This is a genomic window from Gallintestinimicrobium sp. (genome assembly GCF_046968865.1).
Taxonomy (GTDB): Bacteria; Bacillota; Clostridia; order Lachnospirales; family Lachnospiraceae; genus Gallintestinimicrobium; species Gallintestinimicrobium propionicum.
On sequence record NZ_JBKVPW010000016.1, the window covers coordinates 37,255 to 52,677 of the forward strand.

Annotated in this window: 15 protein-coding genes; 13 read left to right on the forward strand and 2 right to left on the reverse strand. The window is 49.0% G+C overall.

Going from position 1 to position 15,423, the window contains the following annotated elements:
* The first annotated feature begins 133 nt into the window (after nt 1-133).
* The 5 genes from ACLTOQ_RS13050 to rpsA all read left to right on the forward strand — a co-directional run bounded on the left by ACLTOQ_RS13050 (nt 134) and on the right by rpsA (nt 5,100).
* Complete coding sequence (locus ACLTOQ_RS13050; RefSeq protein WP_117959848.1) at nt 134-1,066, forward strand: MurR/RpiR family transcriptional regulator; 933 nt, start codon at nt 134-136, stop codon at nt 1,064-1,066.
* The gene (locus ACLTOQ_RS13055; protein ID WP_337427431.1) at nt 1,063-2,349 is read left to right on the forward strand and encodes an NAD(P)/FAD-dependent oxidoreductase; all 1,287 of its coding nucleotides are present in this window, start codon (nt 1,063-1,065) and stop codon (nt 2,347-2,349) included. Before ACLTOQ_RS13050 ends, ACLTOQ_RS13055 begins: the two co-directional genes overlap by 4 nt.
* A gap of 1 nt (nt 2,350) precedes the next feature.
* Nucleotides 2,351-3,019, forward strand: coding sequence for a (d)CMP kinase (cmk, locus tag ACLTOQ_RS13060; protein WP_412287595.1), 669 nt, complete (start codon nt 2,351-2,353; stop codon nt 3,017-3,019).
* 118 nt (nt 3,020-3,137) lie between these two features.
* The gene (ispH, locus tag ACLTOQ_RS13065) at nt 3,138-3,986 is read left to right on the forward strand and encodes a 4-hydroxy-3-methylbut-2-enyl diphosphate reductase (RefSeq protein ID WP_117959845.1); all 849 of its coding nucleotides are present in this window, start codon (nt 3,138-3,140) and stop codon (nt 3,984-3,986) included.
* Nucleotides 3,967-5,100, forward strand: a complete 1,134-nt coding sequence (gene rpsA / locus ACLTOQ_RS13070) for a 30S ribosomal protein S1 (RefSeq protein WP_021914535.1) — start codon at nt 3,967-3,969, stop codon at nt 5,098-5,100. The genes ispH and rpsA overlap by 20 nt, the downstream gene beginning before the upstream one ends.
* Before the next feature lie 211 nt (nt 5,101-5,311).
* Here the strand turns inward: rpsA and ACLTOQ_RS13075 are convergent, their stop codons facing one another.
* On the reverse strand, nt 5,312-6,436 hold the full coding sequence (locus ACLTOQ_RS13075; protein WP_412319607.1) for a ribonuclease H-like domain-containing protein: 1,125 nt from the start codon (nt 6,434-6,436) through the stop codon (nt 5,312-5,314).
* Nucleotides 6,437-6,567: 131 nt separating this feature from the next.
* Here ACLTOQ_RS13075 and rsxC point away from each other — a divergent pair, with 131 nt between their 5' ends.
* Genes rsxC through ACLTOQ_RS13105 form a run of 6 tightly spaced genes read left to right on the forward strand, consistent with a single transcriptional unit; the run spans nt 6,568 to nt 11,591 of the window.
* Complete coding sequence (rsxC, locus tag ACLTOQ_RS13080) at nt 6,568-7,902, forward strand: electron transport complex subunit RsxC (protein ID WP_412319608.1); 1,335 nt, start codon at nt 6,568-6,570, stop codon at nt 7,900-7,902.
* Nucleotides 7,899-8,840, forward strand: a complete 942-nt coding sequence (locus ACLTOQ_RS13085) for an RnfABCDGE type electron transport complex subunit D (protein WP_412319609.1) — start codon at nt 7,899-7,901, stop codon at nt 8,838-8,840. Before rsxC ends, ACLTOQ_RS13085 begins: the two co-directional genes overlap by 4 nt.
* Nucleotides 8,837-9,463, forward strand: a complete 627-nt coding sequence (locus ACLTOQ_RS13090) for an RnfABCDGE type electron transport complex subunit G (protein WP_021914531.1) — start codon at nt 8,837-8,839, stop codon at nt 9,461-9,463. The genes ACLTOQ_RS13085 and ACLTOQ_RS13090 overlap by 4 nt, the downstream gene beginning before the upstream one ends.
* Nucleotides 9,456-10,196, forward strand: a complete 741-nt coding sequence (locus tag ACLTOQ_RS13095) for an electron transport complex subunit E (protein WP_337560827.1) — start codon at nt 9,456-9,458, stop codon at nt 10,194-10,196. Before ACLTOQ_RS13090 ends, ACLTOQ_RS13095 begins: the two co-directional genes overlap by 8 nt.
* A gap of 14 nt (nt 10,197-10,210) precedes the next feature.
* Nucleotides 10,211-10,786 (forward strand): electron transport complex protein RnfA, encoded by a 576-nt coding sequence (locus tag ACLTOQ_RS13100; RefSeq protein ID WP_117959888.1) that lies wholly within the window; start codon nt 10,211-10,213, stop codon nt 10,784-10,786.
* A gap of 10 nt (nt 10,787-10,796) precedes the next feature.
* Nucleotides 10,797-11,591, forward strand: a complete 795-nt coding sequence (locus ACLTOQ_RS13105; RefSeq protein ID WP_021914528.1) for an RnfABCDGE type electron transport complex subunit B — start codon at nt 10,797-10,799, stop codon at nt 11,589-11,591.
* 148 nt (nt 11,592-11,739) lie between these two features.
* On the opposite strand, the gene ACLTOQ_RS13110 is transcribed toward ACLTOQ_RS13105, so the two are convergent.
* The gene (locus ACLTOQ_RS13110) at nt 11,740-12,846 is read right to left on the reverse strand and encodes an FAD:protein FMN transferase (protein ID WP_412319610.1); all 1,107 of its coding nucleotides are present in this window, start codon (nt 12,844-12,846) and stop codon (nt 11,740-11,742) included.
* A gap of 282 nt (nt 12,847-13,128) precedes the next feature.
* Between ACLTOQ_RS13110 and ACLTOQ_RS13115 the strand changes: the two genes are divergently transcribed.
* Nucleotides 13,129-13,797 carry a cell wall hydrolase gene (locus ACLTOQ_RS13115; protein WP_412319612.1) on the forward strand — a complete coding sequence of 223 codons (669 nt, stop codon included), beginning with the start codon at nt 13,129-13,131 and terminating at the stop codon, nt 13,795-13,797.
* Between the two features lie 113 nt (nt 13,798-13,910).
* Complete coding sequence (thrC, locus tag ACLTOQ_RS13120; protein ID WP_412319613.1) at nt 13,911-15,401, forward strand: threonine synthase; 1,491 nt, start codon at nt 13,911-13,913, stop codon at nt 15,399-15,401.
* Nucleotides 15,402-15,423: the final 22 nt, after the last annotated feature.

Sequence of the window (15,423 nt, forward strand, 5' to 3'; positions counted from 1 at the left end):
GTACAAAGGGAAGCCATCTCTGGCTTCCCTTTTTGCCGTCTATTGACAGTCCGGCGTCCAGCCGCTAAAATGTTAAAAGAAGGTTTTTGCGTGTGAGAAACAAAAACCAGAGGGGCGAGAAGGAAACGAAAAGATGGAGAACAGACACGATATTATTTCCCGGATTAACGAGAAATATGCGGCGATGAGTAAAGGTCATAAGGCGATTGCGACTTATATTATGGAGCACTACGATCAGGCGGCTTTTATGACGGCGGCGAAACTCGGCGCAGAGCTTGGAATCAGCGAATCGACCGTAGTCCGGTTTGCAGCCGGACTGGGATATGAAGGCTATCCGCAGATGCAGCAGGCGATCGCGGCATGGGTCAAGGGAAAGTTAAATACCGTGGATGGCGTTGGCGCAAAATATGCGGGCAGTACCCAGTCTGAAATTCTGACCTCTGTTTTAAACAGCGATATCGAAAAGCTGCGGCATACGATCGATCATCTCGATCCGGCAGCATTTGAAACGGCGGTGGATCTGATCCTTTCCGCAAAACGGGTTTATATTCTCGGAATCCGCAGCTGTGAGCCGTTAGCCGGTTTTTTAAGCTTTTATCTGGGGATGATCCGGGATAACGTCATTCAGATCAAATCCACGAGCACAAGCGAAATTTTCGAACAGATGCTGCGGATCGACGAAGAGGACTGTATCATCGGAATCAGCTTTCCGCGCTACTCCATGCGGACGTTAAAGGCGATGGAATTTGCAAATGACAGGAGCGCCAAGGTCATTACGATCACGGACAGCGTCCATTCTCCGATGAATTTATATTCTTCCTGCAACCTGCTTGCCAGAAGTGACATGGTTTCGATTGTGGATTCGCTCGTTGCGCCGCTTTCTGTCATCAATGCGCTCGTTGTGGCGCTCTGTATGAAAAGTCCGGAGCAGGTTCGTAAAAATCTGGAGCAGCTGGAAAATGCCTGGAATAATTATCAGGTTTATATGAATGATGAGATCAATTTTATCAATGAGGATTCGGTTCTGACAGAATCCTTTTTAAATCCGAAGGAGACGGAAGATTGAAAAAAAATATCGCGGTAATCGGCGGCGGGGCAGCCGGAATGATGGCGGCTTATGCGGCGGCAAAATCCGGCGCTCAGGTGACGCTTTATGAAAAAAATGAAAAACTGGGCAAGAAAATCTATATTACCGGAAAAGGGCGCTGCAATGTGACAAATGACTGCAGCAGGGACGTCTTTTTCGATCAGGTTGTAACGAATCCGAAGTTTTTATACAGCGCGTTTGAAACGTTTGATAATCAGGCGGTGATGCAGCTTTTGGAGCAGGCGGGGTGTCCGTTGAAAACGGAACGCGGCAACCGCGTGTTCCCGGTATCCGACCATTCTTCGGACGTGATCCGCGCGTTGGAGCGCCTGCTGCAGAAAGAGGGCGTGAAGGTTCATCTGCACAGCAGCGTGAAGCGGGTTCTGGAAGAGGACGGGCAAGCAGTCGGTCTGGAGCTTTCCGATGGGAAAAGGATACAGGCAGACAGCGTGATTGTAGCGACGGGCGGTCTGTCCTATCCGTCTACCGGTTCGACCGGAGATGGCTATCGGTGGGCGGAAGCAACCGGACATAAGGTTGTGGCATGCACGCCGTCATTGGTGCCGTTTGTGACGGAAGATACCTGGTGCGCAAAGCTGCAGGGACTTGCATTAAAAAACGTCAACCTGGCGCTTTACTTCGATGGAAAGGAAATCTATCAGGGCTTCGGGGAAATGCTGTTTACGCACTTTGGCGTGAGCGGACCGTTGGTGTTGTCCGCGAGCAGCTACTACAGCGCGCAGCTTGCAAAATGGACGAAAAAGAACGAAAAGAAAAAACTTTCGCGTCCGGAATGTCGGATAGAACTGAATTTAAAGCCTGCACTGACTGCAGAGCAGCTGGATAAACGGCTTTTGCGGGAATTTGACAGTCAGAAAAATAAAAATTTCGGGAATGCGATAGACGGGCTGTTCCCGGCGCGACTGATTCCGGTCATGCTGGAATTATCCGGAATCGAACCGGAAAAAAAAGTGCATGAAATCACGAAACAGGAACGGCAGAAATTTGCGGCGCTGATCCGGAAGCTGCCGATGACAGTGGAGAAAACCGGGGAGTTTGCTGAAGCGATTATCACGCGCGGCGGTGTCTATGTAAAGGATGTCAACCCGTCCACGATGGAATCCAAACGCCTGCCGGGACTGTATTTTGCAGGCGAGGTGCTGGATGTGGATGCACTGACCGGCGGATTTAATTTACAGGTCGCGTGGTCGACCGGCTACCTTGCCGGGACGAGCGCGGCAGGCAGCAATAAAGGAGAATAAAATGGGATACAGCATTGCAATTGACGGACCTGCAGGAGCAGGGAAAAGTACAATCGCCAAAAAGGTGGCGGCAAAGAAAGGCTGCTGCTATGTGGACACGGGCGCAATTTACCGCGCGATGGCATATTTTTTGCTGGAAAACGGCGTAAAAGGGGAAGAAACCGACCGGATCGCAAAAAAATGTCAGGAGGCGAACATCCGGGTCGCATACGAGGCGGGCGAACAGCAGGTATTTTTAAACGGAGAAAATGTAAACAGTAAAATCCGTACCGAAGAAGTCGGACAGATGGCATCCAAGAGCGCGGCTGTGCCGCAGGTGAGAAGCTGGCTGATCGATCTGCAGCGCGATCTGGCGGTGACGCAGAATGTGATTATGGACGGCAGAGATATTGGAACCTGCGTTCTTCCGCAGGCGACAGTCAAAATTTATCTGACCGCATCGGCGGATGTGCGCGCAAAGCGCCGTTATGACGAATACCGTGCAAAGGGCATGGACTGCGATTATGAAGAGATTTTAAATACCGTCAAAAAACGGGATATGCAGGATATGACGCGGGCGATCGCGCCGTTAAAGCAGGCGGACGACGCAGTGCTTCTGGATACCTCCGATCTTTCAATTGAAGAGGTTGTTGACCGGATTCTGGAAATCTGCGCGGAAAAAGGCTGCTGAGAATCAGGAGCGAGGAAGAGATTGAAAAATAAAATTTTTGAATCGCGGGATTTGTGTCTGCGTACACTTGACACAAACTCGACATGCGCAAAAAAGCGTGCGCAGAAATGAGGAAAAGATGGAAGTTTTGCTTGCAAAAAGCGCAGGATTTTGCTTTGGCGTAAAGCGTGCGGTAGACCGGGTGTACGAGCTGGCGCAGACCAGCGCAAAAATATATACTTATGGCCCGATCATCCACAATGAAGAGGTGGTCGGCGATCTTGAAAAAAAAGGCGTTTCTGTAATTGAGACAAAAGAAGAGCTCAGACAGATCAAAGAGGGCGTGATCGTGATCCGCTCCCACGGCGTAGCAAAGGAAATTTACGACCAGATCGAGCAGCAGGGGCTGGAATGCGTGGATGCGACCTGCCCGTTTGTCAAGCGAATTCATAATATCGTCGAAAAAGAGAGCGCAAACGGAAAACAGATTTTGATTATCGGCAACGCAGGACACCCGGAAGTAGAGGGGATTATGGGGTGGTCAAGTACCCCTGCGATGGTGGCGGAGTGCGCCGAAGAAATCGAACAGATCCACTGTAATCCCGATCAGCCGGTTTGTATTGTGTCGCAGACGACATTTAACTACAATAAATTTCAAGAACTTGTTGAAATTTTCGAAAAAAAAGGTTATGATATTAGTGTTGTGAATACGATCTGTAACGCAACCGAGGAAAGACAGACCGAGGCAAAAGAAATCGCTGCCAAAGTTGATGCAATGATAATAATAGGTGGCAGGCACAGTTCCAATACCAGGAAACTGTACGAGATATGCAGTCGGGAGTGTGCAGATACCTATTTTATACAGACACTGGATGACTTGCATTTAGATCTACCTAAATCTGTCCGACTAGTGGGTATTACAGCCGGGGCATCTACCCCGAACAAAATTATCGAGGAGGTTCAAAATTATGTCCGAATTAACTTTTGAACAGATGCTTGATGCATCACTGAAAACAATACATGCAGGAGAGGTAGTTGAAGGTACAGTCATTGATGTGAAGCCTGAAGAAGCCGTACTGAACATCGGATGCAAATCTGACGGCATTCTGACCAGAAACGAATATTCTAATGACTCCAATCTGGATTTGACAACTGTCGTAAAACCTGGTGACACGATGGAAGTTAAGGTACTGAAAGTCAATGACGGTGAGGGACAGGTTCTGCTGACCTACAAGAGACTTGCTGCTGACAGAGGCAACAAGAGAATCGAAGAAGCCTTCAACAACCATGAAGTTCTGAAAGCAAAAGTAACACAGGTACTGGATGGCGGTCTGATTGTTGTTGTAGATGAAGTTCGTATCTTCATCCCCGCAAGTCTTGTTTCCGATACCTATGAGAAAGACCTGACGAAGTATGCAGATCAGGAGATCGAATTCGTTATCAGCGAGTACAATCCTAAGAGAAGAAGATATATCGGCGATCGCAAGCAGCTGATTGTTGCCAAGAAGGCAGAACAGCAGGCTGCATTGTTCGCAAGAATCCATGAAGGTGATGTTGTAGAAGGCGTTGTAAAGAACGTTACCGATTTCGGTGCATTCGTAGATCTGGGCGGCGCAGATGGTCTGCTTCATATCTCCGAGATGTCCTGGGGACGTATTGAGCATCCTAAGAAAGTCTTCAAGGTTGGCGAAAAACTGAAGGTCCTGATCAAAGAGATCAACGGCAGCAAGATTGCTCTGAGCCTGAAATTCGAAGATCAGAACCCTTGGAAAGATGCAGCAACCAAGTACGCAATCGGCAATGTTGTAACCGGTAAGGTTGCAAGAATGACTGATTTCGGCGCATTCGTTGAGCTGGAATCCGGCATTGATGCTCTGCTTCATGTTTCCCAGATCGCAAAAGAGCATATTGAGAAGCCCTCTGATGTTCTGCAGGTAGGCGAAGAGATTACCGCAAAGGTAGTTGACTTCAACGAAGCGGACAAGAAGATCAGCCTGAGCATCAAAGCGCTGCATGCTCCTGAGAAGAAGGAAGAGCAGGAAGACGGCGATGTAGTATCTGTTGATATCGACAAGGTAATCGCAGATCAGGACGCTGAATAATTGAAACGGTAAGAAATAGAACGGGATGTGCGTAAGTTGCGTACATCCCGTTTTTTATCGTATAGGAAACTTCGTTTCCATACGATAAAAACGCTCCGCGAGGATGCGCACTCGGCGCAAGAATGTGCCAAGGCACATTCTTTTTTCTGATTCATAACAATAGAATGCACGCAGAGCGTGCATTCTATTGTTGATTGGATTTCTTACCAACCTATTTCTTTGTTTTCACCAGTGCGCGCAGCAGCCCGGACAGATACTCTTTCTGGACAGATGCGTCAGAATTTAACAAGTCGTCGGCGAGCAGGAAACACTGGCGGTCTTTATGGTTTTCCCGAAATAACGGCAGCTCGTCCGGCACAGAGAAGCAGGGAAGAAATTGTCCTTCTTTTTTTGTATAACAGGTTGCGGCTGTCGCGGGCATGCGCTGCGATTTATCGACGTAAACGGCGACGGATTTGTGAATTGCGGTATCTTCTGCAGGTAGGTAGGAATAGTTTTTATAGTCTGGATAAAAATGCTTTAAAACGCCATCATAGACCGGCAGGCGCAGCAGCACAGTCCGTTCCCTGCCTGCGAGGAAGCAGTTTTTTAAAACAGTGCCGGAGCCGTGCAGGGACAAAGAAACCGGAAGAGGGATATCTGTCTGCAGGGTAAAGACTGCATTGGTCCGCGCTTTTCCAAAAGCGTCCTCGGTATGCTCGAGAGAAAGGGTGACCGGAGAAAAGCCCTGTTCTTCGAAAAATAGCGGGATTGCCATCACGCGGTAAAGAGTGATCATTCCCTCGAGGTCTTCACGGTTGTGTAAAAGCAGGATGTCGAGAAGCTCTTTTGTAGGCTGTATGGCGTAGGAATGATACAGCTCGATCAGCTCGCCGCCGTTAAAATGGTCTTCCCGATGGATGTCGATAAACTCCTCCAGCTGCTTCTGGCGACATCCCGGCAGATGCAGGAGGTTTTTATAAGGGCTTATTTTTTTGTAGATGTCGTGCTGGACGGACGCCGGGACAAAAGAAAGCCCGAATTTTTTCGCGCGGGTCTGCAGAAACGGAACATCGAAGGTTGTTCCGTTAAAATGTACCATGACCGGAAAGGAGGCGGCAAAGGAGAAAAACTGCTGCAAAACATCCGCTTCATCATCGGGCGTCTCCGCAAAAAACTGCCGGGTTTCCCAGCCGTTTGTGGTCAGATAAGCGCAGCCGATCAGATAGACGCAGGCGCTGCGCGCGGAAAATCCGGTGGTTTCGATATCGAAAAATAAAATGTCCTGAGGGGCTTCAAAAAAAGAAGCCAGCTCTTTCGTTGTATCGGATAAAATAGGGGTTTTTAAAGTTTTCATAACCGTATGATAGCATATTTTTGAAATTTCCTGTAGTATTTTGGCTAAAAAAATAGTATGATACAAGATGGAATGTATGTATACAATGTACATGTTCAGAAACAAAAAAGAAAAGGAAGGATGATTGGCGAATGGCTAAGTTGACATTTATGGGCGGCATTCATCCCTATGATGGGAAGGATCTGTCGAAGGATAAGCCCATGAAGGCAGTTCTGCCAAAGGGCGACCTGGTATATCCGCTGTCCCAGCATATCGGTGCGCCTGCAGTGCCTGTCGTGGCAAAGGGAGACCATGTACTGACAGGACAGAAGATTGCGGAAGCCCAGGGTTTTGTATCGGCACCGATTTATGCGACGGTTTCCGGTACAGTTAAGGCGATCGAGCCACACCGCGTCGTAACCGGTGACAATGTAATGAGCATTGTGATTGAGGACGACCATTTATATGAAGAAGCAGAGTTTGTTCCTGCAGACCTGGAGACGTTAAGCCGGGAGGAAATTATCGGAAGAGTCAAAGAAGCCGGCATCGTCGGCATGGGCGGCGCAGGTTTCCCGACACATGTAAAACTGAGTCCGAAAAATCCGGACAGCATTACAGATGTCATCGTAAACTGTGCGGAATGCGAACCGTACCTGACCTCTGACTACAGAAGAATGATGGAGGAGCCGGAAAAGCTGATTGCCGGTCTGAAGGTAATGTTAAAGCTGTTCCCGAACGCAAAGGGAACGCTGGCAGTGGAAGATAATAAACCGGATGCAATCGCACTGTTAAAGAAGCTGACAAAGGATGAAACGGATATTTCCGTGGCTGCCTTACATACAAAATACCCGCAGGGCTCGGAGCGCCATCTGATTTATGCGGTGACAGGACGTGCGATCAATTCCTCCATGCTTCCTGCAGATGCGGGGTGTATCGTAGACAATGTTGATACGGTTGTTGCGATCAATCAGGCTGTGCGCGAAGGGAAACCGCTGATGCACCGTATCGTAACGGTAACGGGAGATGCAGTTGCAAATCCTCAGAACTTTATTGTCCGGATTGGTACCAATTACAACGAGCTGATCGAGGAAGCGGGTGGTTTTGTACAGGAACCTGCTAAGATTATTTCCGGTGGTCCGATGATGGGCTTTGGCATTTTTGATTTAAACGTGCCGACAACCAAGACATCCTCCGCACTGCTGTGCCTGACTCATGATGATGTTGCAAAGTCACAGCCGTCGGCGTGTATCAACTGCGGACGCTGTGTAGAAGTCTGTCCCGGCAGAGTTGTGCCCAAGCTCCTTGCAGACTATGCAGAACGTCATGATCTCGAAAGATTTGAAGCCTGTAACGGTCTGGAATGCTGCGAATGCGGATGCTGCAGCTATGTCTGCCCGGCAAAGCGTCCTCTGACACAGGCGATCAAGTCCGCGAGAAAGATGGTTCTGGCTGAAAAAAAGAAAAAACAGCAGGAGGCGAAGAAATGAGCGATTTACGCAATGTATCCTCCAACCCCCATATCCGGGCGAAGGATACCACTTCCCGGATTATGCTGACAGTAGTTATTGCACTGCTTCTGCCCGCATTTTTTGGCATTTACAATTTTGGCTTCCGGGCACTGGTTCTGATCCTGATCAGTATCGCAACCTGTGTTCTGACCGAATATATCTATGAAAAACTGATGAAAAAACCCATCACGATCGGCGATTTCTCAGCAGTCGTAACCGGATTGTTACTGGCATTAAACCTGCCTGTATCCGTTCCTTTCTGGATTCCGGTTGTCGGCGGCGTGTTTGCAATCCTGGTGGTAAAGATGCTGTTCGGTGGACTGGGACAGAACTTCATGAACCCGGCACTGGCAGGCAGATGCTTTCTGCTGATTTCCTTTACCTCCCTGATGACGAATTTTAACTGCGACGCCTATACCGGTGCGACGCCTCTGGCAAGTCTGAAAGCAGGAGAAAGCGTTAACGTTCTAAACATGATTCTGGGACGCACGGCTGGTACGATCGGTGAGACTTCCGTGATTGCGATCGTTTTGGGCGCCTGTGTTCTGATCGTTGCAGGTGTAATCGACCTGCGCGTACCGGGTAGCTATATCGCTTCCTTTGCCATTTTTGTCCTGCTGTTTGCAGCCCTTAGCGGAATTGCAATTAGTCCGGCATATCTGTCCGCACAGCTGGCAGGCGGTGGTCTGATGCTCGGTGCATTCTTTATGGCGACGGACTATGTAACCCGTCCTGTCACCAAAAAAGGACAATACATTTACGGTGTGATTCTCGGTTTTCTGACCGCGATCTTCCGTATTTTCGGCGCGAGCGCAGAGGGCGTATCCTATGCGATTATTCTGGGCAACCTTCTGGTTCCGTTGATTGAGCGTTATACGATGCCGAAAGCATTCGGAAAAGGAGGAGAGCGGTCATGAAGAGCATGCTGAAAGATGCGGGCATTCTGTTCGCAATCACCCTGGTAGCCGGATTGCTGCTGGGTTGTGTTTATCAGATAACAAAAGAGCCAATCGCACGTCAGGAGGCGCTGGCACAGGAAAATGCGTGCCGTGAGGTCTTTTCTGATGCGGAAAGCTTTGAAGCTGTGACAGATTTTACAGAAGAAGCTGCACAGACTGTGCTCAATGAGGGCGGCTACAGCGCAGCCAGTGTCAATGCCTGTCAGGAGGCAAAGGATGCGTCCGGAACAGTACTTGGTTATGTGCTGACGGTGACAACCCATGAGGGCTACGGCGGAGATATCCAGTTTACCGTTGGCGTGCGCAATGACGGCACATTAAACGGGATTTCTCTGCTGTCTATTTCCGAAACAGCAGGTCTTGGCATGCAGGCGGGAGACGTTCTGGTTCCCCAGTTTGCAGATAAAAATGCCTATCCGTATGTATACACTAAAACCGGTTCGACAGCAGACAATGAAATTGATGCCATTTCCGGCGCTACGATCACAACCAATGCTGTGACCAATGGAGTCAACGCTGGTGTGTACTATTTCCAGACCATGCTGCAGCAAGGTGCAGGGGAAGGAGCAGCAAATGAGTAAGAAAAATACGCCTGCAGAGCGGCTTTATAACGGTATTGTTAAAGAAAACCCGACGTTTGTTTTGACGCTGGGTATGTGTCCGACCCTGGCGGTTACGACCAGTGCAGTCAACGGTCTGGGCATGGGTCTGACTACGATGGTAGTCCTTGCACTGTGTAACCTGATCATTTCCGCACTGCGCAAGATTATTCCCGATAAGGTGAGAATTCCTGCGTTCATCGTCATTGCTGCGTCTCTGGTTACGATGATGCAGCTTCTGCTGCAGGGCTTTATTCCGTCCCTGTATGATTCGTTGGGTATTTATATTCCGCTGATTGTCGTAAACTGTATCATTCTGGGCAGAGCGGAATCCTATGCGTCCAGAAATCCGGTACTCCCTTCTTTGTTCGATGGTATCGGTATGGGACTTGGATTTTCCGTTGCGCTGACCTGTATTGGTGCAGTTCGTGAAATCCTTGGCGCAGGAGAGTTGTTCGGCTTTCGCGTGATGCCCCAATCCTATGTTCCGTTTTCGATCTTCGTTATGGCGCCCGGCGCATTCTTTGTGCTGGCATTTCTGACTGCTGCCCAGAACAAGATCAAGATAAACGGTGAGAAAAAAGGAAAAGATATGAGCAAAATCCAGTCCGGCTGCTCGGATGACTGTTTGAACTGTGGCGTTTCCGGCTGCTGCGGTCACAGCTTTTACGGCGCTTCGGATCCGGCTGCTCAGACAAAGAAGGAGGAAGGCTGAACATGATGGAACAGATCCAGCAGTTATTGTTGATCCTGATCAGCTCTGCGCTGGTCAGCAACGTAGTATTGAGCCAGTTTCTGGGACTGTGTCCGTTTCTGGGCGTATCCAAAAAAGTAGAAACTGCAGCGGGAATGGGAACCGCCGTTATTTTTGTCATTACGCTTTCTTCCGGTGTGGCGGGAGCAATTTACAAATTTATTCTGACGCCTTTGAACATCCAGTATCTGCAGACGATCGTATTTATCCTCGTCATTGCGGCGCTGGTGCAGTTCGTAGAAATGTTCCTCAAAAAATATATGAAATCGCTGTATGAGGCGCTCGGCGTTTATCTGCCGCTGATTACGACCAACTGCGCGGTGCTCGGTGTTGCGCTGACCAACGTGCAGAAGGAGTACGGCATCTTTACCGGCATGGTGAATGGCTTTGCGACGGCGCTTGGTTTCACGATTTCCATTGTCATTCTTGCGGGCATCCGTGAGAAACTGGAATACAACGATTATCCGGAATCCTTTAAGGGAATGCCGATGGTTCTTGTCACAGCAGGACTGATGGCAATCGCTTTCTGCGGATTTTCCGGACTGTTATAGGAGGCGGAGAATGGTAAGCGGTATCCTGATTGCAATGGCAGTGGTAGGAGCGGTTGGTCTGTTTATCGGCCTGTTTCTGGGCATTGCCGGAATCAAATTTAAAGTAGAAGTAGATGAACGGGAAGAGGCTGTTTTGTCAGCCCTTCCGGGAAATAACTGCGGCGGCTGCGGTTATGCGGGCTGTGCAAATCTGGCGGCAGCAATTGCCAAAGGGGAAGCGCCGGTCAATGCCTGTCCGGTGGGCGGTGAGCCGGTTGGAAAAGAGATCGCAAAGATCATGGGCGTAGAAGCGGGAAAAGAGACGAAAAAGGTTGCATTTGTAGCCTGTCAGGGAACCTGCGATAAGGCGAAGACAGATTATGAGTATCATGGAATCGCTGACTGTGCGATGCTTTCCTTTGTCCCGAACGGCGGTCCGAAATCCTGTGATTATGGTTGTACCGGTTTCGGTAACTGCGTAAAGGCATGTCCCTTCGACGCAATCCATGTCGTAGACGGCGTAGCAGTTGTCGATAAGGAAGCCTGCAAGGCATGTGGAAAATGTGTCGCAGCATGTCCGAAGCACCTGATTTCGCTGGTTCCTTACGATGCAAAGTATCTGGTGGCATGCAGCTCCAAGGCAAAAGGTCCTGTGACGATGAAGGAGTGCAGCGCAGGTTGTATCGGCTGTACACTCTGTCAAAGAAACTGCCCGGTTGGCGCAGCGAAAGTGACGGACTTCCTCGCAAAGATTGATCCTGAAACCTGTAAGGGCTGCGGAATCTGCGCAGAGAAATGTCCAAAGAAAGTGATTGTGAAGCACTGATTGTTTGCGCCTGCGGAGAAGGTTTCGCCGCAGAGCGTTTGGAACAAAAACGCTCTGCGAGGATGCGCACTCGGCGCAGGGGTAGATGGTTGCCGAAGCAACCGCGCCTCGGCGCGAGAATGTGCCAAGGCACATTCTTTTTTAGCGGTTACGATTGCGGGAATCCTTCCGTGCGGTAAATTGTGCCGTCGCTTAAAAGGAATAGTGCTTCAATATCTGGCAGGGAGTCAATCAGCTCCCTGCCTTTTTCGTATCCAAGTAAGAAGCAGGACGTGCTGAGGGCGTCTCCGTCCGTGGAGGAATCGGAGAGGATCGTGACGCTGCTCAAACCTGTGTCGGCTGGATAACCGGTGCGAGGGTCTAGAATATGATGATACAGGACTCCGTTTTCCCGAAAGCAACGCTCATAATTTCCGGAAGAGACGAGGGACTGGTCTTTTAACGCGACGATATCGACCAGCTCGTTTGTTTCAGAAAACGGCTTTTTGATGCCGGTACGAAATGCTGTGCCATCCGGTTTTTGCCCGACGGCCAGGACGTTTCCGCCAAGATTGATCAGGGCACTTGTGATATTTTTTTGGAGGAAAAATGCTTTCAGGCGGTCTGCGATCGCACCCTTTGCCAGAAATCCGAGGTCAAGCTGTGCATCCGGATCGGCGAGGGTAACCGTATTGCCGTCGATCCGGATATTGTGGTAATCGACGTGAGGGAGCAGGGCATTGATCTGGGACTGCTTTGGGACAGGACCTGCAGGGTCGCCGGAAAAGTTCCAGAGCTGGGAAATCGGCGTGATTGTCGGATCGATCAGACCGTCTGTTTTTTCAGACCAGTATAACGCTGTCTGCAGCAGAGAGGCAGTTTCAGAATCGACAGTGACAGGCTGTCCATTCGCATGGTTAATATTCCAGATATCACTGCCTTCTTTGGTGTAGCTCAACAGATTTTCATAGTGCCCGCAGAGTTCAAATGCCTCGTTCAGGACGGTTTGGGCATCGTTTCCATAGCATGTCAGGGAAATCACGGTGTCAAAATAGAAGCCGGTTTTGGAAAACGGCTGCGCAGAAGATGCGCTGCAGCCGGTCAGGGATAATGACAGGGTGAAGCACAGCAGGAGAGTGATCGGTGCGAATAGTTTTTTAAATATAATCATAGATAGAAATCCTTTCAGGTCAAGATAAAAGTTACAGTTCACCCGCGCCATTCGCAAAAGCGCATCTTTGATGCTTTCCGCTGCTTCGCAGCTCTTTTTGATCATAAAATGGGCTCCCTTCGTGCCCTTCTGAGTTCAGATTTTCGTGCAAGCACGGAATCCGAACTCAGAAGGGCATGAGTGAACTGTAATAGATAAAATACTGGATTGCTTTTAGCACGGATGCAATTCTAAAAATATGCGTAATTCGTTCCTATTTTGCCCCAGTATTCCTCCATCCTACCATAAAATGAAGTTTCTGTCGCAGTTTGTCTGTGAAAAAAATGATTTTTTTCAGACTGGCTGTATAGACTTTTAGAAGGCGTACAGCCGGGAACGGGGATGGAAATGGAAAAAAACAGTACATTAAAATATGGTATATGGCTGACCGGGGCGTCCATGATGTTTGTATCTGCATGGTTTTGCGTCCGGCTGACCGGAACGGTAGGAGAAATGGGACGGTATCTGGACAGCATGGACAGCGTCGTCTGCATGGAGGAACTTTTGGATTATGAAAAAAAGGAAAATGGGCAGGCCCTGGAGGAAAACGATCTGGCAGAGCCGACGCTGCAGGTGAGGATGCTGGAACGGGAGGATAGTGCAGCAGCTGTTTCAGACAGCACGCAGCTTTCTATCAGCAGCTCGGATTATCAGGTGCTTTTGAAAATCGTGGAGGCGGAAGCCGGATCGGAGGATTTAAACGGCAGGATTTTGGTTGCAAACGTCGTTTTAAACCGGGTAAAGAGCGAGCTGTTCCCGGATTGTGTGACAGATGTGGTGTATCAGCACAGCAACGGTGTTTATCAGTTTTCCCCGGTAAAAAACGGAACGATCGACACTGTTTCAATCAGTGAGGAAACGAAACAGGCGGTAGAGTTAGCGCTGGATGGAACGGATTTGTCAAAAGGGGCGCTGTACTTTGCTGCGCGAAATGCGGCGAATGAAAAAAATATGCGCTGGTTCGATACACATCTGGTCAGATTGTTTGCGCATGGCGGACATGAGTTCTTTGGATAAAGACAAAAAATCGGAAAAGGTATTGTCCTGTCAGAAAACCTGTGATAAAATTGAGCGAAACGGACAGAAAAAAGAAACGAAGCTGTGCAACTGCAGCAGAAACAGGAGGAAGCATGGAAGTTTTGTATAGAAGTACGAGAGGAAATGAAGAGAGCGTGTCGGCATCTAAAGCAATTCTGGAAGGTCTTGCATCGGACGGTGGTCTGTTTGTGCCCCAGGCGTTGCCTTCTTTTGATAAAACGCTGGACGAGTTTGCACAGATGGATTATCGCCAGACCGCATATGAAGTGATGAAGCTTTTGCTGACGGATTTTACAGAGGAAGAGCTTCGTTATTGCATCGACAAGGCGTACGACGGTAAGTTCGATACGGAGGCGATCGCCCCGTTGGCAGAAGTGAAAAATGCGTGGTATCTGGAACTGTTCCACGGTCCGACGATCGCGTTTAAGGATATGGCACTTTCGATTCTGCCGTACCTGATGACGACTGCGGCGAAGAAAAATCAGATCAAAAATGAAATCGTAATTCTGACGGCGACCTCCGGAGATACCGGAAAGGCGGCTCTGGCAGGTTTTGCGGATGTGCCCGGCACGAGAATTATGGTCTTTTATCCCAAGGACGGTGTTAGCCCGATTCAGGAACAACAGATGGTCACCCAGACCGGCGCAAACACCCGCGTGATCGGTATCCACGGAAATTTCGACGATGCCCAGTCCGGCGTCAAGAAGCTGTTTGCAGATAAAGAGCTTGCAGCATGGATGGAAGAAAGAGGCTATCAGTTCTCTTCTGCAAACTCCATTAACATCGGACGTCTGGTTCCCCAGATCGTTTATTATGTTTATGCATATGCACAGCTTGTAAAAGAAGGACGTATCAAAGCAGGCGAGGAGATCAATGTTACTGTTCCGACCGGAAACTTCGGCAATATTTTGGCTGCCTATTATGCAAAAAATATGGGACTGCCGATCAAAAAGCTGATCTGTGCGTCCAATGACAATAAAGTATTATATGATTTCTTCCGTACAGGTGCTTATGACAGAAATCGTGATTTTATCCTTACAACGTCCCCGTCAATGGATATTCTGATTTCGAGCAATCTGGAACGGCTGATTTATCGGATTGCCGGAGAGGATGCTGCATGCAACGCATCCCTGATGGCGGCGCTTGCAGGTGATGGCAAATATGAAATCACTGCAGAGATGAAAGAAAAGCTCGGTGATTTTTACGGAAATTATGCGACGCAGGAGGAATGCGCGGCGCAGATCCGCAGCCTGTACGAAGATACCGGCTATGTACTCGATCCGCATACCGCGGTTGCAGCAGCGGTTTACAACAAATATAAAGAAGAAACCGGCGACACGACAAAAACTGTGATCGCATCTACTGCAAGTCCGTATAAATTCACCAGAACCGTTTTGAGTGCTATGGATGAAAAATATGCAGATATGGATGATTTTGCCCTGACGGAAGAATTGGAAAAGATCAGTGGAGTGAAGATTCCGGATGCGATCACAAAAATCCGCAACGCACCGGTGCTCCATAACATCCAGTGCGAAAAAGATGGCATGAAACAGGCAGTGATGGAGTTTTTGGAAAAACAATAGAATGCGCGCTCTGCGAGCTTTC

Excerpts from the sequence above, each read along its gene's own strand:
- thrC (WP_412319613.1), top strand. The coding sequence starts at position 13,911 with ATGGAAGTTTTGTATAGAAGTACGAGAGGAAATGAAGAGAGCGTGTCG.
- ACLTOQ_RS13090 (WP_021914531.1), top strand. The coding sequence starts at position 8,837 with ATGAAGAGCATGCTGAAAGATGCGGGCATTCTGTTCGCAATCACCCTG.
- ACLTOQ_RS13110 (WP_412319610.1), bottom strand. The coding sequence starts at position 12,846 with ATGATCAAAAAGAGCTGCGAAGCAGCGGAAAGCATCAAAGATGCGCTT.
- ispH (WP_117959845.1), top strand. The coding sequence starts at position 3,138 with ATGGAAGTTTTGCTTGCAAAAAGCGCAGGATTTTGCTTTGGCGTAAAG.
- ACLTOQ_RS13095 (WP_337560827.1), top strand. The coding sequence starts at position 9,456 with ATGAGTAAGAAAAATACGCCTGCAGAGCGGCTTTATAACGGTATTGTT.
- rsxC (WP_412319608.1), top strand. The coding sequence starts at position 6,568 with ATGGCTAAGTTGACATTTATGGGCGGCATTCATCCCTATGATGGGAAG.
- rpsA (WP_021914535.1), top strand. The coding sequence starts at position 3,967 with ATGTCCGAATTAACTTTTGAACAGATGCTTGATGCATCACTGAAAACA.
- ACLTOQ_RS13085 (WP_412319609.1), top strand. The coding sequence starts at position 7,899 with ATGAGCGATTTACGCAATGTATCCTCCAACCCCCATATCCGGGCGAAG.
- ACLTOQ_RS13115 (WP_412319612.1), top strand. The coding sequence starts at position 13,129 with ATGGAAAAAAACAGTACATTAAAATATGGTATATGGCTGACCGGGGCG.
- ACLTOQ_RS13105 (WP_021914528.1), top strand. The coding sequence starts at position 10,797 with ATGGTAAGCGGTATCCTGATTGCAATGGCAGTGGTAGGAGCGGTTGGT.
- ACLTOQ_RS13075 (WP_412319607.1), bottom strand. The coding sequence starts at position 6,436 with ATGAAAACTTTAAAAACCCCTATTTTATCCGATACAACGAAAGAGCTG.
- ACLTOQ_RS13050 (WP_117959848.1), top strand. The coding sequence starts at position 134 with ATGGAGAACAGACACGATATTATTTCCCGGATTAACGAGAAATATGCG.
- cmk (WP_412287595.1), top strand. The coding sequence starts at position 2,351 with ATGGGATACAGCATTGCAATTGACGGACCTGCAGGAGCAGGGAAAAGT.